Annotated in this window: 23 protein-coding genes and 1 riboswitch; of the genes, 10 read left to right on the top strand and 13 right to left on the bottom strand. The window is 73.0% G+C overall.

Annotated elements, in window-relative coordinates; genetic code table 11:
- The first annotated feature begins 12 nt into the window (after positions 1–12).
- The 4 genes from HFV08_RS18635 (at position 13) to HFV08_RS18620 (ending at position 5,331) form a co-directional block, all read left to right on the top strand.
- Complete coding sequence (locus HFV08_RS18635) at positions 13–1,626, top strand: AMP-binding protein (protein WP_168540872.1); 1,614 nt, start codon at positions 13–15, stop codon at positions 1,624–1,626.
- Positions 1,627–1,930: 304 nt separating this feature from the next.
- Complete coding sequence (locus HFV08_RS18630; RefSeq protein WP_168540871.1) at positions 1,931–2,866, top strand: PaaX family transcriptional regulator; 936 nt, start codon at positions 1,931–1,933, stop codon at positions 2,864–2,866.
- A 193-nt stretch (positions 2,867–3,059) separates the two neighbouring features.
- Positions 3,060–3,539: a GNAT family N-acetyltransferase gene (locus HFV08_RS18625; protein WP_168540870.1), complete on the top strand. Its 480-nt coding sequence runs from the start codon at positions 3,060–3,062 to the stop codon at positions 3,537–3,539.
- A 151-nt stretch (positions 3,540–3,690) separates the two neighbouring features.
- Positions 3,691–5,331 carry a DNA repair helicase XPB gene (locus HFV08_RS18620; RefSeq protein ID WP_168540869.1) on the top strand — a complete coding sequence of 547 codons (1,641 nt, stop codon included), beginning with the start codon at positions 3,691–3,693 and terminating at the stop codon, positions 5,329–5,331.
- 343 nt (positions 5,332–5,674) lie between these two features.
- On the opposite strand, the gene HFV08_RS18615 is transcribed toward HFV08_RS18620, so the two are convergent.
- Together HFV08_RS18615 and HFV08_RS18610 are read right to left on the bottom strand one after the other, a co-directional pair.
- Complete coding sequence (locus HFV08_RS18615) at positions 5,675–5,872, bottom strand: hypothetical protein (RefSeq protein WP_168540868.1); 198 nt, start codon at positions 5,870–5,872, stop codon at positions 5,675–5,677.
- A gap of 386 nt (positions 5,873–6,258) precedes the next feature.
- The gene (locus HFV08_RS18610) at positions 6,259–6,675 is read right to left on the bottom strand and encodes a VOC family protein (protein ID WP_168540867.1); all 417 of its coding nucleotides are present in this window, start codon (positions 6,673–6,675) and stop codon (positions 6,259–6,261) included.
- A gap of 395 nt (positions 6,676–7,070) precedes the next feature.
- Between HFV08_RS18610 and HFV08_RS18605 the strand changes: the two genes are divergently transcribed.
- Entirely contained in the window at positions 7,071–9,236 is a 2,166-nt protein-coding gene (locus tag HFV08_RS18605; RefSeq protein WP_312885725.1) for a HelD family protein, read from the top strand.
- Positions 9,237–9,330: 94 nt separating this feature from the next.
- Here HFV08_RS18605 and HFV08_RS18600 read toward each other — a convergent pair whose 3' ends face one another.
- Positions 9,331–10,029, bottom strand: coding sequence for a copper homeostasis protein CutC (locus HFV08_RS18600; RefSeq protein ID WP_168540866.1), 699 nt, complete (start codon positions 10,027–10,029; stop codon positions 9,331–9,333).
- Between the two features lie 335 nt (positions 10,030–10,364).
- Positions 10,365–11,036, bottom strand: coding sequence for a maleylpyruvate isomerase family mycothiol-dependent enzyme (locus tag HFV08_RS18595; protein WP_168540865.1), 672 nt, complete (start codon positions 11,034–11,036; stop codon positions 10,365–10,367).
- Between the two features lie 114 nt (positions 11,037–11,150).
- Between HFV08_RS18595 and HFV08_RS18590 the strand changes: the two genes are divergently transcribed.
- The 3 genes from HFV08_RS18590 to HFV08_RS18580 all read left to right on the top strand — a co-directional run bounded on the left by HFV08_RS18590 (position 11,151) and on the right by HFV08_RS18580 (position 13,685).
- Complete coding sequence (locus tag HFV08_RS18590) at positions 11,151–11,822, top strand: HD domain-containing protein (RefSeq protein ID WP_168540864.1); 672 nt, start codon at positions 11,151–11,153, stop codon at positions 11,820–11,822.
- A 436-nt stretch (positions 11,823–12,258) separates the two neighbouring features.
- Positions 12,259–12,777 (top strand): lytic polysaccharide monooxygenase auxiliary activity family 9 protein, encoded by a 519-nt coding sequence (locus HFV08_RS18585; protein ID WP_040257649.1) that lies wholly within the window; start codon positions 12,259–12,261, stop codon positions 12,775–12,777.
- Between the two features lie 170 nt (positions 12,778–12,947).
- Complete coding sequence (locus HFV08_RS18580) at positions 12,948–13,685, top strand: chitinase (protein WP_040252183.1); 738 nt, start codon at positions 12,948–12,950, stop codon at positions 13,683–13,685.
- Between the two features lie 334 nt (positions 13,686–14,019).
- Here HFV08_RS18580 and HFV08_RS18575 read toward each other — a convergent pair whose 3' ends face one another.
- Both HFV08_RS18575 and HFV08_RS18570 read right to left on the bottom strand, forming a co-directional pair.
- Positions 14,020–14,325: a DUF4031 domain-containing protein gene (locus HFV08_RS18575; RefSeq protein ID WP_168540863.1), complete on the bottom strand. Its 306-nt coding sequence runs from the start codon at positions 14,323–14,325 to the stop codon at positions 14,020–14,022.
- Between the two features lie 4 nt (positions 14,326–14,329).
- Positions 14,330–14,773 carry a DUF8819 family protein gene (locus tag HFV08_RS18570; RefSeq protein ID WP_246341864.1) on the bottom strand — a complete coding sequence of 148 codons (444 nt, stop codon included), beginning with the start codon at positions 14,771–14,773 and terminating at the stop codon, positions 14,330–14,332.
- A gap of 134 nt (positions 14,774–14,907) precedes the next feature.
- Here HFV08_RS18570 and HFV08_RS18565 point away from each other — a divergent pair, with 134 nt between their 5' ends.
- Positions 14,908–15,831, top strand: coding sequence for a MurR/RpiR family transcriptional regulator (locus tag HFV08_RS18565; protein WP_168540862.1), 924 nt, complete (start codon positions 14,908–14,910; stop codon positions 15,829–15,831).
- A 107-nt stretch (positions 15,832–15,938) separates the two neighbouring features.
- Positions 15,939–16,889 (top strand): N-acetylmuramic acid 6-phosphate etherase, encoded by a 951-nt coding sequence (gene murQ, locus HFV08_RS18560; protein ID WP_168540861.1) that lies wholly within the window; start codon positions 15,939–15,941, stop codon positions 16,887–16,889.
- A 208-nt stretch (positions 16,890–17,097) separates the two neighbouring features.
- Here murQ and HFV08_RS18555 read toward each other — a convergent pair whose 3' ends face one another.
- From HFV08_RS18555 to thrC, 7 genes are all read right to left on the bottom strand, one after another.
- On the bottom strand, positions 17,098–17,916 hold the full coding sequence (locus tag HFV08_RS18555; protein WP_168540860.1) for a DUF305 domain-containing protein: 819 nt from the start codon (positions 17,914–17,916) through the stop codon (positions 17,098–17,100).
- Positions 17,917–18,034: 118 nt separating this feature from the next.
- Positions 18,035–18,289 carry a DUF6153 family protein gene (locus HFV08_RS32705; RefSeq protein WP_312885696.1) on the bottom strand — a complete coding sequence of 85 codons (255 nt, stop codon included), beginning with the start codon at positions 18,287–18,289 and terminating at the stop codon, positions 18,035–18,037.
- 341 nt (positions 18,290–18,630) lie between these two features.
- Positions 18,631–19,236 carry a Uma2 family endonuclease gene (locus HFV08_RS18545; RefSeq protein ID WP_168540859.1) on the bottom strand — a complete coding sequence of 202 codons (606 nt, stop codon included), beginning with the start codon at positions 19,234–19,236 and terminating at the stop codon, positions 18,631–18,633.
- Positions 19,237–19,485: 249 nt separating this feature from the next.
- On the bottom strand, positions 19,486–21,111 hold the full coding sequence (gene groL, locus HFV08_RS18540; protein WP_168540858.1) for a chaperonin GroEL: 1,626 nt from the start codon (positions 21,109–21,111) through the stop codon (positions 19,486–19,488).
- 363 nt (positions 21,112–21,474) lie between these two features.
- The gene (locus HFV08_RS18535; protein WP_005486335.1) at positions 21,475–21,681 is read right to left on the bottom strand and encodes a cold-shock protein; all 207 of its coding nucleotides are present in this window, start codon (positions 21,679–21,681) and stop codon (positions 21,475–21,477) included.
- Between the two features lie 433 nt (positions 21,682–22,114).
- Complete coding sequence (locus HFV08_RS18530) at positions 22,115–22,393, bottom strand: MoaD/ThiS family protein (RefSeq protein WP_040252161.1); 279 nt, start codon at positions 22,391–22,393, stop codon at positions 22,115–22,117.
- A 35-nt stretch (positions 22,394–22,428) separates the two neighbouring features.
- The gene (gene thrC / locus HFV08_RS18525; protein ID WP_168540857.1) at positions 22,429–23,712 is read right to left on the bottom strand and encodes a threonine synthase; all 1,284 of its coding nucleotides are present in this window, start codon (positions 23,710–23,712) and stop codon (positions 22,429–22,431) included.
- Positions 23,713–23,729: 17 nt separating this feature from the next.
- Positions 23,730–23,902: riboswitch (SAM riboswitch) on the bottom strand.
- Between the last annotated feature and the right edge of the window lie 227 nt (positions 23,903–24,129).

The raw sequence follows: 24,129 nt of genomic DNA, 5'->3' as shown, positions 1-24,129 counted from the left end.
GGAGCACCGCCCGTGCAGCTCTCCGAGTCCGCGCACCTCGACACGTTCTGCCGCGACCACCTGCCGCCCCGAAGCCAGTGGCCCGAACTCCACTTCGACCTGCCGGAACTCCAGTACCCCGAACGCCTCAACTGCGCCGAGGAGTTGCTGGACAAGACCATCCGCCGCCTCGGCCCCGACCGGCCCTGTCTGCGCACCCCCACCGAGACCTGGACCTACGGCGACCTCCAGCGCGCCACCGACCGCCTGGCCCGGCTGCTCACCGAGGACCACGGCCTGCTGCCGGGCAACCGGGTCCTGCTGCGCGGCCCCAACACCCCGTATCTGGTGGCCTGTTGGCTGGCGGTGGTCAAGGCGGGCGGGGTCGTCGTCACCACCGTGCCGCTGCTGCGCGCCGGGGAACTCGCCGGCCTGATCGAGCTGACCCGCCCCTCGCTGGCCCTGTGCGACCACCGCTTCCTCGGTGAACTCCACCAGGCGGACCGGGAGTTGACGGTGCTGCCGTACGGCGACCCGGCGGCACCCGAGGACGCCGTCGCGCGCAGCGCCGCCAAACCGGCGCGGTTCACCGCGGTCGCCACCGCCGCCGACGACGTGGTGCTGCTCGGCCCCACCTCCGGGACCACCGGCCGCCCCAAGGCGACCATGCACTTCCACCGGGACGTGCTCGCCAACGCCGACACCTTCTCCCGGCACGTCCTGCGGCCCGGCCCGGACGACGTCTTCACCGGCACGCCCCCGCTCGGCTTCACCTTCGGCCTCGGCGGACTGCTCGTCTTCCCGCTGCACACCGGCGCCAGCACCCTGCTCCTGGAACGCGCCACCCCCGCCGAGCTGGCCGAGGCCTGCGCCGCGCACGGCGTGACGGTCCTGTTCACCGCGCCGACCGCCTACAAGGCCATGCTCGCCGCCGGGCACGCGGACTCGCTCGGCACCCTGCGGCGCTGCGTCTCGGCGGGCGAACACCTCTCGCGGACCGTATGGGAGGAGTTCCACCGGCAGACCGGTCTGCGCATCATCGACGGCATCGGCGGCACCGAACTCCTGCACATCTTCATCTCCGCCGCCGACGAAGACATCCGCCCCGGCGCCACCGGCCGCGCGGTCCCCGGCTACCGCGCCGCCGTCCTCGGCCCCGACGGCAGACCGGTCCCGGACGGCACCCCAGGGCGCCTCGCGGTGCAGGGCCCGACCGGCTGCCGCTACCTCTCCGACGAGCGGCAGCGGCTCTTCGTCCAGGACGGCTGGAACATCACCGGCGACACCTACGTCCGCGACGCCGAGGGCTACTTCTGGTTCCGGGCCCGCAGCGACGACATGATCATCTCCTCCGGCTACAACATCGCCGCCCCCGAGGTCGAGGAGGCGCTGCTCGCCCACCCCGACGTCGCCGAGGCGGCCGTGGTCGGCGCCCCGCACGAGGAGCGCGGCACCATCGTCAAGGCCTATGTCGTCCTGCGCGAGGGCACCCCCGCCGACGAGGCCAAGGCCGCCGAACTCCAGTCCTTCGTGAAGTCCGCCATCGCCCCCTACAAATACCCCCGCGCCCTCACCTTCCTCCCCGAACTCCCGAAGACCCCCAGCGGCAAGATCCAGCGCTTCCGGCTGCGGGAGCCGGCGGGGTGAGGGGGCGGTCAGGGGGGCAGGAGGGCGGGTCGTGACCGAAGGGGGGTGTGGGGGCGCAGGGCGGTTCGGGGGCGGCGGGCGGTCGGTGAGCGACGGCCGGTCCGGCATCGATGGACGGTCCGTGAGGGACGGCCGGTCCGGGGTCGAAGGCCGGTCCGTGAGCGACGGCCGGGCCGGGGCCGCGGGGAGAGGTCCGTGGCCGCGGGGAGAGGTCCGTGGTCGCGGGGAGAGGCCTGCGGGCTGGTCGAGGCGGCCGGAGGGGACGGCCGGGGAGGCGCCGCGGGCGGCTGGGTACCGTGAGCGGATGACCAGCGCACGCGCGGCAGCCGCCGCCGAGGAGGGGCCCGGCGCGCAGGCCCCCGTGACCCCGAGGGCCGGAGCCGGGGTGTCCGGGGCATCCGGGACCGAGGCGTCCGGGCTCGCCGCCGCCCCGCCGAGGTCCCTGATCGTCACCGTCTACGGCCTGTACTCGCGCAGCCACGGCGGCTGGCTCTCGGTGGCCTCCCTCATCGCGCTGCTCACCCCCCTCGGCGTGGACGAGCAGGCGGTCCGCTCCGCGATCCACCGGCTCAAGCGCCGCGGCGTCCTGGAGGCAGGCAAGCAGGACGGGGCCGCGGGCTACGCCCTCTCCGCGGCGGGCCGCGCCATCCTGCGCGAGGGCGACGCCCGCATCTTCCGCCGCGAGCGCGCCACCCTCGCCGACGGCTGGCTGCTCGCCGTCTTCTCGGTCCCCGAGTCCGAGCGCAACAAGCGCCACCAGCTCCGCTCCCAGCTCACCCGCCTCGGCTTCGGCACCATGACCGCGGGCGTCTGGATCGCCCCGGCCCACCTCTACGAGCCCACCGCCGCCGTCCTGCGCCGCCTCGGCCTCAGCGCGTACGCCGAACTGCTGCGCGCCGACCACCTCGCCTTCGGCGACCTCGCCGAGAAGGTCCGCACCTGGTGGGACTTCCGCCAACTCGACGCCCTGTACGGCCAGTTCCTCGACACCCACGGCCCGGTACGGGAACGCCTGCGCCGGGAGGAGGGGCAAGGGGCCGGCGCCGACGGCTTCCGGGCCTTCGCCGACTACGTGCGGGCGCTCACCGACTGGCGCCGCCTGCCCTACCTCGACCCGGGCCTGCCCGCCGAGCTCCTGCCCGCCGACTGGGTCGGCCTCCGCGCCGCCGACCTCTTCTTCGCCCTCCACGCCGACCTGGAGGAACCGGCCCGGGCCCAGGTGACCGCGATGCTGGACTGAGCCAGGAGGCCCGGCCGCCCGGCCGCCGACAGCCCTCGCCGGGCGCCACTGCCGGGGAGCCTGCCCGTACCCGTATCCGTACCCATATCCGTCCCAGTCCCCGTACTCGCACCCGCACCCGCACCCGCACCCGCACCCGCACCCGCAAGGAAATCCGCTGCCCCGCCCCGCACCCCGCTGCGATACTCCCCGCATGACCACGGAAGACCCCACCGGCGCACCTTCCCCCGCCGCGCTCACGCTCACCACCGGGGAGAAGGACAAGGCCCTCGACAAGCAGCTCGAAGCGGCCCTGGAGGCCTTCAACGCCGCCGCCACCGGCACACCGGACGAGGACAAGCACCTCACCGTCCGCCTGACCGACGCCTCCGGCGAGCTGGCCGGCGGCCTCTCCGCCTGGATCTGGGGCGGACTGTGCGGCATCGAACTGCTCTGGGTACGCGAGGACCTGCGCTCCGGCGGCTGGGGCGGCAAGCTCCTGCGCACCGCCGAGCAGGAGGCCCGCGACCGCGGCTGCGACCGCGTCCTCGTCTCCTCCTTCACCTTCCAGGCCCCCGGCTTCTACCAGCGCCACGGCTACGTGGAGACCGGCCGCTCCCTGGGAATCCCGGGCGGGCACGCGGATGTGCACCTGTTCAAGTCGCTGGAGTGGGAGGCGCCGGCGCCGGGCTGAGCCCGGCTGTTCGTTCCGCCACACCTGCCGGGGACGGCCTCGGCACCACTCCTCCCCTCCCCCGCCATACGGCACACTGGACGTTTGGCCGAGTGACCCGGGTTCCGCGCGGCGGGGCGGGGCGGCCGGTGGGACGAGGAAAGGTGCGCACGTGAACGGTCCGCTGATCGTGCAGAGCGACAAGACCCTGCTGCTCGAGGTGGACCACGAGCAGGCCGACGCCTGCCGTCGCGTCATCGCGCCCTTCGCGGAGCTGGAGCGGGCGCCCGAGCACATCCACACGTACCGGATCACGCCGCTCGGGCTGTGGAACGCCCGGGCCGCGGGGCACGACGCCGAGCAGGTGGTGGACGCCCTGGTGGAGTTCTCGCGCTACCCGGTGCCGCACGCCCTGCTCGTCGACATCGCCGAGACCATGGACCGCTACGGCCGCCTGACGCTGTCCAAGCACCCGGCGCACGGGCTTGTCCTGACCACCACCGACCGTCCGGTCCTGGAGGAGGTGCTGCGCTCCAAACGGATCGCCCCGCTGGTCGGCACCCGGATCGACGCGGACACCGTGGCCGTGCACCCCTCCGAGCGCGGGCAGATCAAGCAGACCCTGCTCAAGCTGGGCTGGCCCGCCGAGGACCTCGCCGGGTACGTGGACGGCGAGGCGCACCCCATCGAGCTGGCCGAGGACGGCTGGGCGCTGCGGCCGTACCAGAAGCAGGCCGTGGAGAACTTCTGGCACGGCGGCTCCGGTGTCGTGGTGCTGCCCTGCGGCGCGGGGAAGACGCTGGTCGGGGCCGGTTCGATGGCCCAGTCGAAGTCGACCACGCTGATCCTGGTCACCAACACCGTCTCGGCCCGCCAGTGGAAGCACGAGCTGGTGAAGCGGACCTCGCTGACCGAGGAGGAGGTCGGCGAGTACTCCGGTACGCGCAAGGAGATCCGCCCGGTCACCATCGCCACGTACCAGGTGCTCACCACCCGGCGGAAGGGCGTCTACCCGCATCTGGAGCTCTTCGACTCCCGGGACTGGGGCCTGGTGATCTACGACGAGGTGCACCTGCTGCCCGCGCCGGTCTTCAAGTTCACCGCGGACCTCCAGGCGCGGCGGCGGCTCGGGCTGACCGCGACCCTGGTGCGGGAGGACGGCCGCGAGTCGGACGTGTTCTCGCTGATCGGGCCGAAGCGCTTCGACGCGCCCTGGAAGGAGATCGAGGCACAGGGCTACATCGCGCCCGCGGACTGCGTCGAGGTCCGGGTCAACCTCACCGACAGCGAGCGGCTCGCCTACGCCACCGCGGAGGCCGAGGAGAAGTACCGCTTCTGCGCGACCACCGCGACCAAGCGCAAGGTCACCGAGGCGCTGGTGCGCAAGCACCGGGGGGAGCAGACCCTGGTGATCGGCCAGTACATCGACCAGCTCGACGAACTCGGCGCCCATCTGGACGCCCCCGTCATCAAGGGCGAGACCACCAACGCCCAGCGCGAGAAGCTCTTCGAGTCCTTCCGGCAGGGCGAGATCTCGGTGCTCGTGGTCTCCAAGGTGGCCAATTTCTCCATCGACCTGCCCGAGGCCACGGTCGCCATCCAGGTCTCCGGCACCTTCGGTTCCCGCCAGGAGGAGGCCCAGCGCCTGGGCCGGGTGCTGCGCCCGAAGGCGGACGGCCACGAGGCCCGGTTCTACTCGGTCGTCGCCCGCGACACCCTCGACCAGGACTTCGCGGCCCACCGCCAGCGCTTCCTGGCCGAGCAGGGCTACGCGTACCGGATCATGGACGCGGATGAGGTGCTGGGGGGCTGAGGCCGGGGGGCTGACGCCAGGCAGAGGTGGGGTCGGGCAGAGGTGGGGTCGGGCAGGGCTGAGGCGGGGCTGGAGTCGGGCCGGGCCTCGATCGCCCGGTCCGGCGGTCGGCTGGGTCCGGTGGTCGGCTGGGACCGGCGGTCGGCTGGGACCGGCGGTCGGCTGGGACCGGCGGTCGGCTGGGACCGGCGGTCGGCTGGGACCGGCGGTCGGCTGGGACCGGCGGTCGGCTGGGACCGGCGGTCGGCTGGGACCGGTGGCTGACTTGATCCGGCGGTCAGCGGGGCCACGCGCCCAGCTGGGCCCGGGCCGCCCGGATCCGGCGGTCCGCTGAGCCGCCGGTTCAGCGGCGCCGGACCCCGGCCGCCTCCTCCTCGTACTCGCCGAGGACGAGCACGCCGAAGGCGGCGCCGGTGAAGGCGCGGACGGCACGCAGGGCGCCGCCGAGGCGGTGCGGGCGGGTGCCCGCGGCGGCGGTCGCGCCGGAGGGGGCGACGGGGCGCGGGGCCAGGACGGTGGGGTTGAGGCTTGCGCTGCTCATGTCTCCATGGTCGGCTCCGGCCCCCGCCCGGACATCGGCCCGCGGTGGGAACCGCACCCCGACCCGCTCAGCCTCCGGGCCCGCCCGACTCAGCCTTCGGGGTGAGGGCGACCCCTAGGTGTCCCCGGGGACACCCCCCGTACGCGGGCGCCGCGCAGGCAGCCCCGGGCCCGCCCCGGCACACCCGCGGGGTCCCCGGCCTCGCCCCCGCCCGGCGACCGCCCGCTGCACCTCAGCCCCGCCTCGTACGGCAGCCTCACCCCCTACGGGCAGCCCGCCACGTACGGCAGCCGTGCTCGTACCGCCGCCCTTCCCCGTACCGCGACCGCACCCCACGCCGTACCCCGGCCCTCACCCCCTCCTCGCCCCGCTCCTCATCCCCCTCCTCAGCCCTCTTGCGAGCCGTTGATGTTGACCATCCAGGAGACCCCGAAGGCGTCGGTGCACATGCCGAACTCGTCGCCCCACATCTGCTTCTCCAGGGGCACCGCGACCGTGCCGCCGGTGGAGAGCTTCTGCCAGTAGCCGCGCAGTTCGGCGGCGTCCTCGCCGCTCAGGCAGACGGAGAAGCTGCTGCCCGGGGTGTGCGTGGTGCCGGGCGGGGTGTCGGCGCCCATCAGGGTCAGGCCGCCCGGGGTCTGCAGCATGCCGTGCATGATCTGCTCGGCCACCGGTGCGTCGGCGTGGCCGCTCTCGCCGAAGGTGTTCAGCGAGAGCGAGCCGCCGAAGACGTCCTGGTAGAACTCCAGCGCCTGGCGGGCGTCGCCGCCGAAGCTGAGATACGGGTTGAGCAGCGTGGCCATGCGGACCTCCGGAAGTGGCGCGGATCACTCGACTTCTCCGCAGGCTAACGGCGGCCACTGACAGCGGCACTCGCGCGCGACCTGGCCGGGGGGACCGGCGGCACTCCGGCCCCCGGCCAGGTCGCGCCGGAAAACCCATTGGCACCGCGCCCCCGACGTCCTACAATCACCGACTTCCCGCCTCCCCCGCGGAGCGCCGCCGACCGGACGGAAACCGGTCGACAGTCCCCTGGCGGCCGGCCGCCCGAGCGGCCCGCCGGCCCGGGGACCGTACGCGTCCACCCCACGTATCCACGAGCGGACCGCGCCCGGCGCCCCCGGGCCGCGGTCCGCCGTGCCGCGCGAACCCGGAGGCCCCTGCCGTGCCCGGCAACACCACGCACCCGCACGACGACATCCCGCGACCGGCCGACGGCGAGGACCCGCCACCGCCCGCGGACCCCCTCGGCCGGGAACGCGCGCATCTCGCCTCCTCCCGGGCCGCGCTGCGCGCCATGCGGGAGGACGTCGAGGGGCTCGACCTCAGCGATGTCACCGCGAACTGGGTCAACGCCGAGGTGCTCCGGCGCCAGATGGCGGAGCGCGTCAAGGCGCTCGCCGACCTGGCGCACACCCCGCTCTTCTTCGGCCGTCTCGACCACCGGCAGGCACCCGGCGCCGACCCGTCCCGGCCCCGCGCCGCACAGCCCCCGGACCCGGTGGGCGAGGCCGAGCCGAGCCTGTACATCGGGCGGCGCCATGTGCACGACGCGGTGGGCGACCCGATGGTGATCGACTGGCGGGCGCCGGTCTCCCAGCCCTTCTACCGGGCCTCGAAGAAGGACCCGATGGGCGTGGCCCTGCGCCGGCGATTCGGTTACACGGGCGGGGAGTTGACCGCCTACGAGGACGAGCACCTGCTCGACCCGGCCGAGGAGGAGCGGGCCAGCAGGCTGCTCCAGCAGGAGATCGAACGGCCGCGCGTGGGCCCGATGCGGGACATCGTCGCCACCATCCAGCCGGAGCAGGACGAGATCGTCCGCAGCGGCCTCGGCGGCACGGTCTGCGTCCAGGGCGGCCCCGGCACCGGCAAGACCGCGGTCGGCCTGCACCGCGTCGCCTACCTCCTCTACGCGCACCGCGAGCGGCTCGCCCGCACCGGCACCCTGGTCATCGGGCCGAACCGCTCCTTCCTGCACTACATCGAGCAAGTCCTGCCCGCTCTGGGCGAGTTGGAGGTCAAGCAGGCCACCGTGGACGAGCTGGTGGCCCGGGTCGAGGTGCGCGGCACCGACGAGGCGCCCGCCGCGCTCCTCAAGGGCGACGCCCGGATGGCCGAGGTGCTGCGGCGGGCCCTGCGCGCGCACGTCACCCCGCCCACCGAACCGCTGGTCGTGGTCCGCGGCTCGCGCCGCTGGCGCATCCCGGCGTACGAAGTCGAGGAGATCGTGGGCGAGTTGCTGGCCCGCGACATGCGGTACGGGGCCGCCCGCGCCGCCCTGCCGCAGCGGCTCGCGCACGCGGTCCTGGTGCGGATGGAGCAGGGCGGCGAGGCCCCGGACGACCGGGTGCAGGACGCGGTGGCCCGCAACCCCGCGGTGAAGGCGGCGGTCAAGCAGATCTGGCCGCCCGTCGACCCGGCGAAGCTGGTGCTGCGGCTGCTCGGCGAGGCGGAGTTCCTGGCCGCGCACGCGCAGGGGCTGCTCTCCGCCGAGGAGCAGGCCGCGGTGCGCTGGGCCAAGCCGTACCGGAGCGTGCGGTCGGCGAAGTGGTCCGCCGCCGACGCGGTGCTCGTGGACGAGGCCGCCGACCTGGTGGAGCGCACCCACTCGCTCGGGCACGTGGTGCTCGACGAGGCGCAGGACCTCTCCCCGATGCAGTACCGGGCGGTCGGGCGCCGCTGCTCCACCGGTTCCGCCACCGTCCTCGGGGACCTCGCGCAGGGCACCACCCCCTGGGCGACCCGGAGTTGGCGGGACGCGCTGGGCCACCTCGGCCATCAGGACGCCCACGTCGAGGAGTTGACCGCGGGCTTCCGGGTGCCGCGCGAGGTCATCACCTATGCCTCGCGGCTGCTGCCGTCGATCGCGCCGGGGCTCGCGGAGGTCGACTCGGTGCGCCGGTCGCCCGGTTCGCTCTCGGTGCGCAGGGTGCCGGACGGCGGGGAGGACTCCGGCGCCCTGGACGCGGCGGTGCTCGGCGCCTGTGCCGAGGCGCTCGGGCACGAGGGCTCCACCGGGCTCATCGCCGCCGACAGCCGGGTGCCCCAGCTCGCCGCGGCCCTCACGGCGGCCGGCATCGGGTACCTGTCCCCGGGCGAGGAGACCACCGCCGAGGCGCGGCTCACCCTCGTACCGGCCTCGCTGGCCAAGGGACTTGAGTACGACTACGTGGTCCTGGACGAACCCGCCGCGGTGGTCGCGGGCGAGCCCGACGAGCGGACCGGGCTGCGCCGCCTGTATGTGGCGCTCACCCGTGCCGTGTCCGGGCTCGCCGTGCTGCACCGCGCCGAACTCCCGCCCGCCCTCGCGGATCCGCGGGAGGAGCCGGACCCACCGGCCGGGGCGGACACCCCGCGCTGAACTCGCCCGAAGAGCGCGCGGGCGCGGGCGGCTCCGTCACCCGGCGGCTCCGTCACCCGGTCGCGAGCTCCCCGCCCCGCCTCCCGCCCCCGGCTCAATTGTCCAGCGTGCGGCGCCACTTGGTGACCTCCTCGGCGCCGACCGGTCCGCTCCAGCCCTGCGGGCGGGCCGCGCCGCCGATGTGGAAACCGTTGATCCCGGCGGCGAGCAGTCGCGGCATATGGTCCAGGCGGAGGCCCCCGCCGACCAGGATCTGCTGTTCGTAACCCGGTTCGCCCTGCTGCATGGCCTCGGTGACCAGGGCCGAGATGCCGTCGTCGACGCCGGTGGGCGAGCCCGCGGTCAGATAGGTGTCGAGACCGGGCAGCGGGGCGAGCGTGGTGCGCAGCAGATGGCGGTCGCGGGCGCGGTCGATGGCGCGGTGGAAGGTCCAGCGGCAGCCGCCGAGTTCGGCGAGCAGCAGGTCGAGGACCTGCATGTCCGGGGCGCCCAGCTCGTCGAGGAAGCCGAGGACGAACTCGGCGGCGCCCTCCGCCCGCAGCTCCCGGGTGCGTTCGAGCAGGCGGTCCTGGGCGCGGGCGTCCCCGGCGTGGAAGCCGTCCGCGAGGCGGAGCATCACCCGGACCGGGATGCCGACGGCCTCCCGTACCCGGCCGAAGGTCTCGCGGGAGGGGGTCAGGCCGTCGGCGTCCATGTCGGTGACGAGTTCGAGGCGGTCCGCGCCGCCCTGCTCGGCGGCGACGGCATCGTCCGCGTCGAGGGCGATCACCTCAAGGACGGCGCTCCTGCTCATGGCACTCCACTTTTCCCGTTTTCCCGCGGCTGCCGACGGCCTTCGGCGGCAAGCTGTGCACGGCCACCGGGCGCGCACCGCGGCCGGGGCGCCCGTACGCACCGGAGGCCTGGCCGCGTCCGCCGTGACCCGTGGTGCGTGTGATCACGGCGGATACAGGTCTAGTCCATTTGGGCGATCCGAAACAAGCACCATTCGGTCAAGGCGCCCGCCGGACATAGGTACGAAAGGGAGCGGCGGGGCGCGCTTCCCGCACCCGGCACACCCGGGCACGGGCCGCCGCCCCGCCGCGTCCACCGTCCCGTCCGCCCCCGGGCCCGGCCCTGACCAGCACCTCAGCCGAAGAGGTTCAGCTCCTCCTCCCGGGCCCCGGCCAGTTCGTAGCGGGTGCCGGTCAGCGGCCGCCCCGCGTAGAGGCGGATCAGGGCGGGGGCCTGGCCGAGGTAGCGGGCGGGCGGGCGCTCGCCGGTGGGTTCGCCGAGGAGGAGGGGTTCCTCGTACTCGTCCAGGTCGGCGTGGAGGGCCAGGTGGCCGCGCTCGCGGCTGAGGCGGCCGAGCAGGGCGAGGGCGGCGGGCAGCCCGGGGCCGCCGTAGGCACCGGGTTCGCCGAAGGCCTCGCGTACGTCACCGGCGTGGATCCACTCGCCGAGCGCGATGCCGTCCAGGCGGCCCCCGGACTCCGCGACCACGGGCCCCGCGCCGGTCATGCCCTGCTCCAGCTCGTCCAGGATCCGGGCGAGCGGCCAGTCGGCGCGTTCGGCGATGTCGCGGTCGTTGCCCTCGGGCGTGAACACCCCTTCCTCGTAACGGTTCTCGACCACCCTGAGCAGCGCGGCCGAGCAGTGCGCGAGCACCTCGCGGACCGTCCAGCCCGGACAGCAGGTCCGCAGCGCGAAGTCCTCCTCGGGCCGGGCCCGCAGCAGGGGCAGCAGGACGTCGCGCTCGGTCAGCAGAAGTCGTCCGGGAAGCTCGGGATCACGTTCTTCTTGTACGACGGCAGTAGTCATACGGCCACGCTAGGGCTCCTCCCGTCCCACGCGCCGCGGACCGCCGGAAGACCGGTTCGCGGACCGCCCCGTCCGTACCTCCCGCACCACCGCCCCGTGCGCCACAATGGCCCCATGTCCGCATCCCGGCCGCCCGCGCACCCCGCCCACGAGGAGCTGCGAGAACGTCTCGCCGCCACCCTGCGCGCGGTCGCGCACCCGGCGGCGGACGCGCCAGGGCCCGAGGCGTACGCGGCGGACCTGCTGGCGCGGTGGGCGGAGCCGCAGCGGCGCTACCACACCACGGACCATCTGCTCGCGGTACTCGGGCACATCGACACCCTCGCCGGGCACGCGGCGGATCCCGAACTCGTCCGGCTGGCCGCCTGGTTCCACGACGCCGTCTACCTCCCGGACCGCGAGCACAACGAGGACCGCAGCGCCCGGCTCGCCGAACGCGCCCTGCCCGAGGCCGGGTTGAGCGCCGGGGACACCGCCGAGGTGGCCCGCCTGGTGCGCCTGACCGTCGGGCACGACCCGGCCGCGGGCGACCGCAACGGAGAGGTCCTCTGCGACGCAGACCTCGCGATCCTCGCCTCCGCCCCGGACGCGTACGCCGCCTACACCGCCGCGGTGCGCGAGGAGTACGCCTTCGTCCCGGCGGACGCCTTCCGCGCGGGCCGCGCCGCCATCCTGGAGCAACTCCTCGCCCTGCCGGGCCTGTTCAGGACCCCGTACGGGATCGCGCACTGGGAGGGCCCGGCCCGCGCCAACCTCCGTACGGAGCTGGACTCGCTGCGCGCCTGAGCGGGCGCCGGGCTGCCGGTCCTCAGGCCTGTCGGCCTGTCGGGCTGCCGGCCTGTCGAACCGCCGGACCAAAGGTGACATCGGCCGTCTCGACGCGGTAAGGACCGACCGGTCCGGGTCGACTCCCTTCCGTCCGCTACGTCCCGAGGTGGGCGCGGCGGCCTCTCCCGCGGAGCTTCGCACGTCAGGCGGGCGGCCGTGCGCGGCCCGCCGTTCGCGTCGGCACACAGTCTTGACGGGTACACGTCCTTCTGCTGGTCTAGTCCACGGGTAGTAAACCCCCTTCCGGTTGCGGGAGACAGCTTCCCGCGTGCTGCCGGTGAGGGGATTTCTGCCGTGAACCTTCGCGCCTCTTCGCCCCACCCCGGGACCCCGCCGAAGCGCCTGGACCGCCTCGGCGACAGGCCCGGGAAGACCTGAAGTGAAGGAGTACCGCATGCGTTCCAAGAGGAAGCTCGCCCTGCTCGCCGGTGTCGCGCTGGCCCCGGTCATCGCCGTCAGCCTCCCGGCCGGATCGGCGAGCGCGCACGGCTATATCTCCAACCCGCCCAGCAGGCAGGCCCAGTGTGCCGCCGGCACGGTGCCCTGCGGCGACATCAAGTACGAGCCGCAGAGCGTGGAGGGCCCGAAGGGGCTCACCAGCTGCAGCGGCGGCAACTCCCGGTTCAGCGAACTGGACGACGACGGCAAGGGCTGGGCGGTCACCCCCGTCGGCAAGAACCAGGAGTTCCAGTGGAAGCTGACGGCCCGTCACTCCACCAGCACCTGGCAGTACTTCATCGGCGGGGACAAGATCGCCGAGTTCGACGACGGCGGCGCGCAGCCCGGTGAGACCGTCACCCACAACGTGGACTTCGGCAGCCACACCGGCCAGCAGAAGGTCCTCGCCGTGTGGAACATCGCCGACACCGTGAACGCCTTCTACGCCTGCATCGACGTCAACGTCGGCGGCTGACAACGTTGTTGATCTCGCGGGGCCGCATCGAGGACCCCGCTGGATCCCGGGCCCGGTCCGGGGCGGGCAGAAGTCGACCGCCCCGGCCCGCCGGACCCCCCACCGGCCGAACCCCGGCCTCCCCCCACCACCGGCCGCCGCGGGCGGCGGCCGTCCCTAGGAGTGTGTCCATGCGCGCTCGTTTCCTCGGCCTGCTCGCGGCGTTCACCGCGGCGTCCGCCCTTCTGCTGCTGAGCCTCGCCGGTCCGGCCTCCGCCGAGCGGACCTCCGCGGACCAGCGCCTCGCGGCCGATTTCGTGGTCAGCGAAGGCCAGTTCAACGAGATGTTCCCGAACCGGAACTCCTTCTACACCTACAGCGGTCTGACCGACGCGCTCAGCGCCTACCCGGACTTCGCCAGCGCGGGCGGCGAGACCGTGGCCAAGCAGGAGGCCGCGGCCTTCCTCGCCAACGTCAGCCACGAGACCGGCGGCCTGGTCCACGTCGTCGAGCAGAACACCGACAACTACCCGCACTACTGCGACGATTCACAGCCCTACGGCTGCCCCGCGGGACGGGACAAGTACTACGGCCGCGGCCCCATCCAGCTGAGCTGGAACTTCAACTACAAGGCCGCGGGCGACGCGCTCGGCATCGACCTGCTCAACAACCCCGACCTGGTCCAGAACGACGCGGCCGTCGCCTGGAAGACCGGCCTCTGGTACTGGAACACCCAGACCGGCCCCGGCACCATGACCCCGCACAACGCCATGGTCAACGGCGCGGGCTTCGGCGAGACGATCCGCAGCATCAACGGCAGCCTGGAGTGCAACGGCGGCAACCCCGGCCAGGTGCAGAGCCGGATCGACCTCTACACCCGCTTCACCCAGGTGCTCGGCGTACCGACCGGTGACAACCTGAGCTGCTGACACGGCAGTTGACACCCCGTCAGACGCACCGCACCCGCACTCCGCCCCCCACGGCACCCCCCACCAGGACTTCCCGCCGTCCGACCCTGTGACGGACGGCGGGAGGTCCGCTGCCGTTGCGCCCCCGGCCGCTCCTGCACCCGGCCGGACCACACCCACCGGTCTCGACCACTGGCACCCGGCACCCGCGAGGCCCCGCCCGGCGATCAACTCCTGAACGGAACACCGTCGTTGCCCCTACCCGGCGTCAACTCCTGAAGACGCACCGGCCCGACTGCGCACCGGACGAACGGCGCGGCGGACGAACGGACCGGCCGCGCCCCCGGTGACCCGCCTACGGGTCTCCGGCCGGCCGCTCCTCCACCTCCACCGGCCGGCCCCCGCTCCGCTTGCGCCGGCGCAGGCCCGCGCGGGTCAGCAGCCGGACCACCTCGCGGCTGGAGACCTCCACCGCGCCCGCGGCCACCGCCTCCCGGTAGTGGAGCGCGGGGATGTCGTAGTGGTCGCGCTCGAAGGCGCGGGGCGGGGCGCCGATGCGGGCGGCGAAGGCGTGCAGTTCCTCGTACGAGACGTCGCTGACCAGGTGCGACCACAGGCGCCCGTGTCCGGGCCAGGTGGGCGGGTCGATATAGACGGTCACGCGCTCACGGCCGCCCGGTCCCGAAGCCCGGCAGCGCGCCGAGCGAGCCGACCGCGGCCACCTGGACGCCCGCCTCCGCGCACACCCAGTGCGGATCGGCGCCGAGCGGCGGGTCCACGTCGAGGGCGTGCGGATCACCGGTGCGGCAGACGGGGCAGACCGGCCAGCGCCCGTACCGTTCGAGCAGTCCGTCCTGGACGTCCTGGGCGACCAGGCCCGCGACATAGGCGGCGCCCTCCGGCCACTGCTCCACCCACCAGCGGCGCTGGGTGACCGACTCCTCGACCAGGGAGACCACGTCCGCCTCCGCGACGCCGCCCGCCGCGAGGTCCGCGAGGATGAGGGCGCGCGCCGCGTGCAGGGCCTGTTCGAGCGGGGTGGCGGTGCCGGAGGGGCCGGAGGCGCCGCCGCTTCCCTCGCCGGGCGTATCGGGGCCGCTGGAGTCCATGGGGCCATTGTGCGCCCGTGGGCGCGGGTTCCGGAAAACGCGCGGGGTCCGCGCATCCGCGCGCCGGTGCCGGACATCGCAGGGGTCCCGTCCGCCCCTTGACCCTCGACCCCGGACGAAAATATCTTTCATAGGTGACCCAAGACCTGAAGGAAATTTTCGCCGGGGACGCGCCGCCCGCCCCGGCCGCGCTCGCGGCGAAGGTGCGCACCCTCGCGCCCTCGATGACGCGCTCCATGCAGCGCGTCGCCGAGGCGGTGGCCGGCGATCCGGCAGGCTGTGCCGCCCTCACGGTCACCGGTCTCGCCGAGCTGACCGGCACCAGCGAGGCCACCGTCGTCCGCACCGCCCGGCTCCTCGGCTACCCGGGCTACCGCGACCTGCGGCTCGCGCTCGCCGGGCTCGCCGCCCAGCAGCAGTCCGGCCGCGCCCCGGCGGTGACCGCCGACATCGCGGTGGACGACCCCATAGCGGACGTCGTCGCCAAGCTCGCCTACGACGAGCAGCAGACCCTCGCCGACACCGCCGCCGCCCTGGACACCGTCCAGCTCGGCGCCGCGGTCAGCGCGCTCGCGGGCGCCCGGCGCATCGACATCTACGGCATCGGCGCCTCCAACCTGGTGGCCCAGGACCTCGCCCAGAAGCTGCTGCGCATCGGTCTGATCGCGCACGCCCACAGCGACGCCCACCTCGCCATCACCAACGCCGTCCAGCTGCGCGCCAAGGACGTCGCCCTCGCGATCACCCACTCCGGCTCCACCGGCGACGTGATAGAGCCGCTGCGGGTCGCCTTCGAGCACGGCGCCACCACCGTCGCGGTCACCGGGCACCCCGGCGGCCCCGTCTCCCAGTACGCGGACCACATACTGACCACCTCGACCGCCCGCGAGAGCGAGCTGCGCCCGGCGGCGATGTCCTCCCGTACCAGTCAACTCCTCGTCGTGGACTGCCTGTTCGTCGGTGTCGCCCAGCGCACCTACCAGACGGCGGCCCCGGCCCTGTCCGCCTCCTACGAGGCCCTCGCGCACCGGCACCGCCCCCGCAACGTCCAGCGCTGAGGTCCCCGAGGCCCCCAGCCACGTACCGCCGCGGGTCGCCGACACGGACGTCGGCGACCGACTCCGCACCCCCGCCCCCTCACGGAAAGCACGGAAGCAGCCTCGCCATGACTTCCCCCGCCGACGCCTCCTCCCCCTACCACGAGCTCAAGGCCGAGCTCGCCCATCTCACGACGGAGGAGTTCCGGCCCGAACTCGCCGAGATCGACCAGCTCCCGACCCTTGAGATCACCCGCATCATGAACGGCGAGGACGCGAGCGTCGCGGGCGCGGTCGCCCGGCAGCTCCCGCAGATCGCCGCCGCGATCGACGCCGCCGCGGAGCGCCTGGCGCGCGGCGGGCGGCTCATCTACGCGGGCGCGGGCACCGCCGGCCGGATGGGCATCCTGGACGCCAGCGAGTGCCCGCCGACCTTCAACACCGCGCCCTCCCAGGTGGTCGGCCTGATCGCGGGCGGCCCGGGCGCCATGGTCGAGTCGGTCGAGGGCGCCGAGGACTCCAAGCCGCTCGCCGCCTCGGACCTCGCCGCGCTCTCGCTGCGCGCCGAGGACGTGGTCGTCGGCATCTCCGCCTCGGGCCGCACCCCGTACGCGATCGGAGCGGTGGAGTACGCCCGCGAGCAGGGCGCCCTGACCCTCGGCCTGTCCTGCAACGCGGGCAGCCCGCTCGCCGCCGCGGCCGAGCACGGCATCGAGGTCGTGGTCGGCCCCGAACTCCTCACCGGCTCCACCCGGCTCAAGGGCGGCACCGCCCAGAAGCTCGTCCTCAACATGATCTCGACGATCACCATGATCCGGCTCGGCAAGACCTACGGGAACCTGATGGTGGACGTCCGCGCCTCCAACGAGAAGCTGCGCGCCCGCTCCCGCCGCATCGTCTCGCTGGCCACCGGCGCGCCCGACGTGGAGATCGAGCACGCCCTCTCGGCCACCGGCGGCGAGGTCAAGAACGCCATCCTGATGATCCTCGGCGAGGTCGACGGCCCCACCGCCGCCCGGCTCCTGACCGAGAGCAAGGGCCATCTGCGCGAGGCACTCGCCGGGGCGCACAAGGTCTGATCCATCCGACCGGACCTGATCCGGCACCGACGGGCCCGGACCGCCGAAGCGGTCCCGGGCCCGTCGGCTTCGGGCTCGGCTCGCCAGCCCCGCTGACGGTCTCGGCTCATGAACTGCGCCGACGGGCTCGGCTCATGAACTCCGCTGAGGGTCTCGGCTCATCGGCTCGGCTCACGGGCGGCTCTGCCGACGGGCTCCGCCGAGGGGCTCAGTCGCCGAGGAGCCCCTTCATCTCCTCGATCTCGGCGCTCTGGGCGGTGATCACCTCCGCCGCCATCTCCTTCGCGGGGCCGTACGCACCCTTGGCCCGCTCGGTCCTGGCCATCCGCACCGCACCCTGGTGGTGCTCGACCATCAGCTCCAGGAACGCCGTGTCGAAGGCCTTTCCGGAGACCGCCGCCAGCTTCTTCAGCTCGGCGCCGGTCATCATGCCGGGCATGCCGCCGTGATCGCCGTGGCCGGAGGTGTCCGAGCCGTTGTGGTCCATGCCGTCGTGGTCCATACCGTCGTGGTCCGAACCACTGTGGTCCCCACCGTCGTGGTCCATGCCGCCCGCGTCGTCTCCCTCGGCGGGCGGCACCGGCTCGTCCCAGGACCGCAGCCATCCGGACATGGTCCTGATCTCCGGTTCCTGCCCCTTCTCGATCCGCTCCGCGAGGCGCTTGACCTGCGGCGAGGCGGCCCGGGTGGTGGCCAGCCGGGACATCTCCAGGGCCTGCCGGTGGTGCGGGATCATCTGCTGCGCGAAGGCGACATCGGCCGCACTGGGCGCGCCCTCGCTGCTACCGGCCGAGGGCCGAGCGGTACGGGAACCACCGTGCCCGGAGTGGCCTCCGGCCCCGTTTTCGCCCCCACCGCAGGCGGCGAGCAGCAGGGCGGCTGTGACGGCGACGGCGACTCCGGCGGTACGGCGGACCACAGGGCCGCGGGCGCGCGTACGGATACGCGTACGAGGACGAGAACTGGCGTTGCGCTTGCTGGACTTGGCGGCGCTGAGGGCGCCGGTAGTGCTGCGAGACGTGCTCATATACGGGCAACTCCTGGCTGTACCGCGGAGCTTCGAGCGAACGGCTCCGCGGGAGTACGGATGGGGGCATGCCGGAGCGCGCGCCTGCGTACCGGACGCGGGCGCGGCGCAAGTGCCTCTAGATCCGCAGCAGTTGGAGTTCGGCAAGTGAAGGCGGGGCCCGCCCCGGTGCCGCGACCGCCCGCTCGGCGCGCACGGCGAACGGGGCCGCCACCACCGGCTGCACACCCGCGGCTACGAGCACCGGGACCACCGGCGCCTTGCTCGTACCGCTCGCCGCACAGGCCGCGTCCGCGTGCCGCGCCTGACCGCCCGCGGGATCCCCACCCTCCGCCTGCGGACGGGAACTCACCGCGGGGGCGACGGGAACCACCTGCGCCGCGTGAGCAGCACGAGCCGGGTGAGCAGCACGAGCCGGGTGAGCAGCACGAGCCGGGTGACCCGGGTGAACCGTCCGAGCCTCATGCACCGCATGAGCCGGGTGAGTCGCACGAGCCGCATGTCCGGCGGACCCGGAATGCGCGGAGCCCCCCGCCCCGTGCGGCGCCAGCCCGTGCATCGCCAGGAGACCGGCGAGGACCAGGAGCACCAGCAGCACGGGACCGCGACCTCGCGAGGTCGCGGTCGGGTGGCGCGGGGTACTGGTCACCGGATCATCATACGGGGAGGGGGTATAGGGCGGGCACCCCGGGGGCGGACCGGTCAACTGCCACCTCAGCGCGGGAACTTCTCCGTGGGCAGCGTGGTGTGGAAGGGGTCGGGCAGGGTGAGGGGCTGACCGAACGGCACCCCCTCGCCGCGTTTGTACATGCCGTCCTGCGGATCGCTGTACAGGGTGACCATGGGGCCGCGCTCGTCGAAGCGGTCCACGAGCAGATAGAGCGGCACCTGCGCCCGCGCATACGCCCAGAGCTTGCGGGTGCGGTCCGTACGGGCGGTGGTCCCCGAGGTGATCTCCACCAGCAGCCGGGCGTCGGCGGCCTCGAAGGGGGCGTTGTCCTGCGAGTCCTCCGCCGCCACCAGCACCCGGGGCAGCACCACCAGGTCGGGGAGGAGCAGCTTCCCCAGCGGGGCGATGTGCACGCCGAGAGCCTGGTAGATGCCCAGCTCCGCGGGGAGTTCGGCATAGAGGCTGTACTGAAGGGCCTCTGCGGTGGCGTGGTGGTGCCGGTGCGGCGGCGGTACCAAGGCGATCTGCCCTTCGTCGATCTCGGCGCGCCAGCCTTCCGGCACGTTCAGCCCGCGCCACGTCCGGAGCAGGTACTCCCACTCCCCGTCCCGCGGAGCCCGGCCCCGCTCGGCGGCCCGTACGGCGGTCATCACAGGTCCTCTCCGCGGCCACGGGTCCCCTCCGCGGCCGTACGCAAGCGAGGCTAGACCGCCTTGCGGAGAGATCCGCCGCCTTCTCCCGGAACCGCACGATCGAGTGATCATTCCCGCGCCCGGGAACTCCGCCCCGGGCCTCCCACACACACCGAAAGGCGGCACCCCCGAAGGGATGCCGCCCTGGTCGAGGCCCGGAGGCCTCGAAGACCGCTCGATCGTCGACCGGCCGGAGCCGGTGGCCGATCAGAAGTCCATGTCACCGCCCGGCATGCCGCCCGGAGCGCCCGCCGGGGCGGCCTTCTCCGGCTTGTCGGCGATGACGGCCTCGGTGGTGAGGAAGAGCGCGGCGATCGACGCGGCGTTCTGCAGCGCGGAGCGCGTCACCTTGGCCGGGTCGATGATGCCCTCGGCGACCAGGTCGACGTACTCGCCCGTGGCGGCGTTGAGGCCGTGACCCGGGGTCAGGTTGCGCACCTTCTCGACCACGACGCCGCCCTCGAGACCGGCGTTGACCGCGATCTGCTTGAGCGGGGCCTCCAGGGCCAGCTTGACGGCGGCGGCACCGGTGGCCTCGTCGCCGTCCAGCTCCAGCTTCTCGAAGACCTGGGAGGCCTGGAGCAGGGCCACGCCACCACCGGCGACGATGCCCTCCTCGACGGCCGCCTTGGCGTTGCGCACGGCGTCCTCGATGCGGTGCTTGCGCTCCTTGAGCTCCACCTCGGTGGCGGCGCCGGCCTTGATGACGGCCACGCCGCCGGCCAGCTTCGCGAGGCGCTCCTGGAGCTTCTCGCGGTCGTAGTCCGAGTCGCTGTTCTCGATCTCGGCACGGATCTGGTTCACGCGGCCCTGGACCTGGTCCGCGGAGCCCGAGCCGTCGACGATGGTGGTCTCGTCCTTGGTGATGACGACCTTGCGGGCGCGGCCGAGGAGCTCCAGACCGGCGTTCTCCAGCTTGAGGCCGACCTCCTCGGAGATGACCTCGCCACCGGTGAGGATGGCGATGTCGCCGAGCATGGCCTTGCGGCGGTCGCCGAAGCCCGGGGCCTTGACGGCGACGGACTTGAAGGTGCCGCGGATCTTGTTGACGACCAGGGTCGACAGGGCCTCGCCCTCGACGTCCTCGGCGATGATCAGCAGCGGCTTGCCGGACTGCATGACCTTCTCCAGGAGCGGCAGCAGGTCCTTGACGTTGCCGATCTTGGAGTTGGCGATCAGGATGTACGGGTCGTCGAGCGACGCCTCCATACGCTCCATGTCGGTGGCGAAGTACGCCGAGATGTAGCCCTTGTCGAAGCGCATACCCTCGGTGAGCTCCAGCTCCAGACCGAAGGTCTGGGACTCCTCGACGGTGATGACGCCTTCCTTGCCGACCTTGTCCATGGCCTCGGCGATGAGCTCGCCGATCTGGGTGTCGGCGGCGGAGATGGAGGCGGTGGAGGCGATCTGCTCCTTGGTCTCCACGTCCTTGGCCTGCTCGAGCAGGGCGGCGGAGACGGACTCCACGGCCTTCTCGATGCCGCGCTTGAGCGCCATCGGGTTGGCACCCGCGGCGACGTTGCGCAGGCCCTCGCGGACCAGCGCCTGGGCGAGGACGGTCGCGGTCGTCGTGCCGTCACCGGCGACGTCGTCCGTCTTCTTCGCGACCTCCTTGACCAGCTCGGCGCCGATCTTCTCGTACGGGTCCTCGAGCTCGATCTCCTTGGCGATGGAGACACCATCGTTGGTGATCGTGGGGGCGCCCCACTTCTTCTCGAGGACGACGTTGCGACCCTTGGGGCCGAGGGTCACCTTGACGGCGTCGGCGAGCTGGTTCATGCCGCGCTCGAGGCCGCGCCGTGCCTCCTCGTCGAACGCGATGATCTTGGCCATGTGAAGTGGTCCTCCGAGACGGGGTCTCCCCCGGTCGACCCCCGGGGAAGGGTGGATACTTCGGACCGCGCTGGCGCCCGCGACGGACGGCCCACATCCTGGCGGTTCCTTGCCCCACCCGGCTGCGGGCCTCACCGACCCGGTCCTGCTTTTGTCACTCTCACCATCAGAGTGCTAACGCCAATGATTAGCACTCTCCCCCTCCGAGTGCAAGGCGCAGGGCCCCCGCCGCGGCCGACTCGACCCCCGGGACACCCGGCGCGGACGGCGGGCGGGCAGCACGGACGGAGGGCCCGCACCCTGACGGGTGCGGACCCTCCGCAGGTCCTACGTGATGTCGCTCGATGTCGCTGTGTCGGCGCCTCAGCCGGCCGCGAGACGGACCATGTCCGCCTGCGGGCCCTTCTGGCCCTGCGAGATCTCGAACTCGACTCGCTGACCCTCTTCCAGGGTGCGGTAGCCGTCCATCTGAATCGCGCTGTAGTGGACGAAAACATCCGCACCACCGTCGACCGCGATGAAGCCGTAGCCCTTCTCCGCGTTGAACCACTTGACGGTGCCCTGAGCCATGCCTAACTCCCCTGTTACTGGCCCTTGCGCAAGCCCGCACTTCGCGGACCCGGGTCAGACCTCGCCCCCGGATCCCGGGTGCGTAACGCGCCGACCGCGGCTGAATGTATCCGCCCAACTGCCCTGTGCAACAGGGCAATCGGATGAGAAATATCGGGACCGCCGAACGGAAAAGGAAGGAGAAATGCCCGACTCCAGGGCAAGCCGGGCCTGACAAAAGGGGGCCAACGCGGCAAAGAGCGAGGCCATGTTGACCACTTCTTGCTGGCTCACCGGCGAGAACACATATGCACGTGGCACAAGCGAGAGGCGCGGTTCCCCAACTCTACTCCTTTCAACCCTGCAGAATTGCCCCCTCCGCTTTTCCTCGCGGAGGGGGCAATCGGCAGTAAAGGATCACGCGGGGGCGCTACGGGGGTCCGCGGCGCCCGGCTCAGCAGCCGCCCGCCACCGCGGGGATGATCGAGACGCCGGCGCCGTCGGGGGTCGCGGTCTCCAGGCCCTGCTCGAAGCGGACGTCGTCGTCGTTCACGTAGACGTTGACGAAGCGGCGCAGCTTGCCCTCGTCGTCCAGGACACGGGCGGCGATGCCGGCGTGGTTGCGCTCCAGGTCGGCGATGACCTCGGAGAGGGTGGCGCCCTCGGCGGCGACCTCGGCCTGCCCGCCGGTGTAGGTGCGCAGGATGGTGGGGATGCGGACGTTCACGCTCATGGGATCGGGCCTTTCTGCGGTGTGCCGTCGGGTCGTCAGTGGGCCAGGCCCGCGTCGCGGAACGCGTCCAGGCTCGGGCGGATGGTGGCCGTGGGCCCGGTGGTCGGCGCGACCGCGTCGAGGGTCTTCAGGCCGTCGCCGGTGTTGAGGACGACGGTGCTGAGGGCGGGGTCGAGCAGCCCCGCCTCGATGAGCTTGCGGGTGACGCCGACGGTGACCCCGCCCGCGGTCTCGGCGAAGATCCCCTCGGTGCGCGCGAGCAGCTTGATGGCCTCGACGATCTGCGCGTCGTCCACGTCCTCCACGGCGCCGCCGGTGCGCCGGGCGATGTCGAGCACGTACGGGCCGTCGGCCGGGTTGCCGATGGCCAGCGACTTGGCGATGGTGTCCGGCTTCTGCGGGCGGACCACGTCGTGGCCGCCCTTGAAGGCCACCGAGACCGGCGAGCAGCCCTCGGCCTGGGCACCGAAGATCTTGTACGGCCTGTCCTCGACGAGCCCGAGCGCGATCAGCTCCTGCAAGCCCTTGTCGATCTTGGTGAGCTGGGAGCCGGAGGCGATCGGCACCACGATCTGGTCGGGCAGCCGCCAGCCGAGCTGCTCGCAGATCTCGTACGCCAGGGTCTTGGAGCCCTCGCCGTAGTACGGGCGCAGATTGACGTTGACGAAGCCCCAGCCCTCGCCGAGCGGGTCGCCGATGAGTTCGGAGCAGAAGCGGTTGACGTCGTCGTAGTTGCCCTCGATGCCGACCAGCTCGCCGCCGTAGACCGCGGCCATGACGACCTTGCCCTGCTCCAGGTCGTGCGGGATGAACACGCAGGAGCGGAAGCCGGCCCGGGCGGCGGCGGCGCCGACGGCCCCCGCCAGGTTGCCGGTGGAGGAGCAGGACAGGGTGGTGAAGCCGAAGGCGCGGGCGGCCTCGACGGCGATGGCGACGACGCGGTCCTTGAAGGAGTGCGTCGGGTTGCCGGAGTCGTCCTTGACGTAGAGGCCGCCGGTGACACCGAGCTCGCGGGCGAGGTTGTCGGCCTTGACGAGCTTGGTGAAGCCCGGGTTCAGGCTGGGCTTCCGGGCGACGTCCGCGGGGACGGGCAGCAGGGGGGCGTAGCGCCAGATGCTGTTCGGGCCGGCCTCGATACGGGCGCGCAGGGCCTCGGGGTCGCCGGCAGGCAGGTCGTAGGCGATCTCCAGCGGGCCGAAACAGCTCTCGCAGGCGAAGATCGGCCCGAGCGGGAAGCGCTCCTTGCACTCGCGGCAGGACAGCGCGGCGGCCGGTCCGAGATCGACGGTGGGGGTGGTGGCGACAGTCTGCGCAGCCATGGTGGCGAGGCCCTCTCTCCTCATCTTCCTCGCGACGCGTTTCGCCACGAGACGGAATTGGCACCTTCCCGAGCCGGTGGCCTCGGTCCCGTGCGGTGCACGGGGGCGAGCCGCCGCTTGCGCGGCAGGACCGGCTGGAGGGTTGCCGGGGCTTCAACGGGCCGTATCCCTCTGCCCCTCTGGATGAGCGGTATGGCTCCAGGGGCCGATCGGAACCCGGCCCTGGGCGTTTGTGGACGGTGACCCCCGACATGCGATGGTCATCCGCGTTGTTCAAGACTGTAACCGAAGGCCAGGACAGTTGAGACAGTCGTCCGAACCCCGAGATGAAAGTCACCATGCCCACCCGTCGGCGGCCCAGGGCCGCGGCCGGACGGGCCAGAACGCCGCCCCAGGTGTGTGCGGCACGGCAATGAG

The organism is Streptomyces physcomitrii (assembly GCF_012273655.1).
GTDB lineage: Bacteria > Actinomycetota > Actinomycetes > Streptomycetales > Streptomycetaceae > Streptomyces > Streptomyces physcomitrii.
The sequence above is the reverse complement of the archived record's forward strand: the minus strand, read 5'-3'. Positions and strand labels throughout refer to the sequence as shown.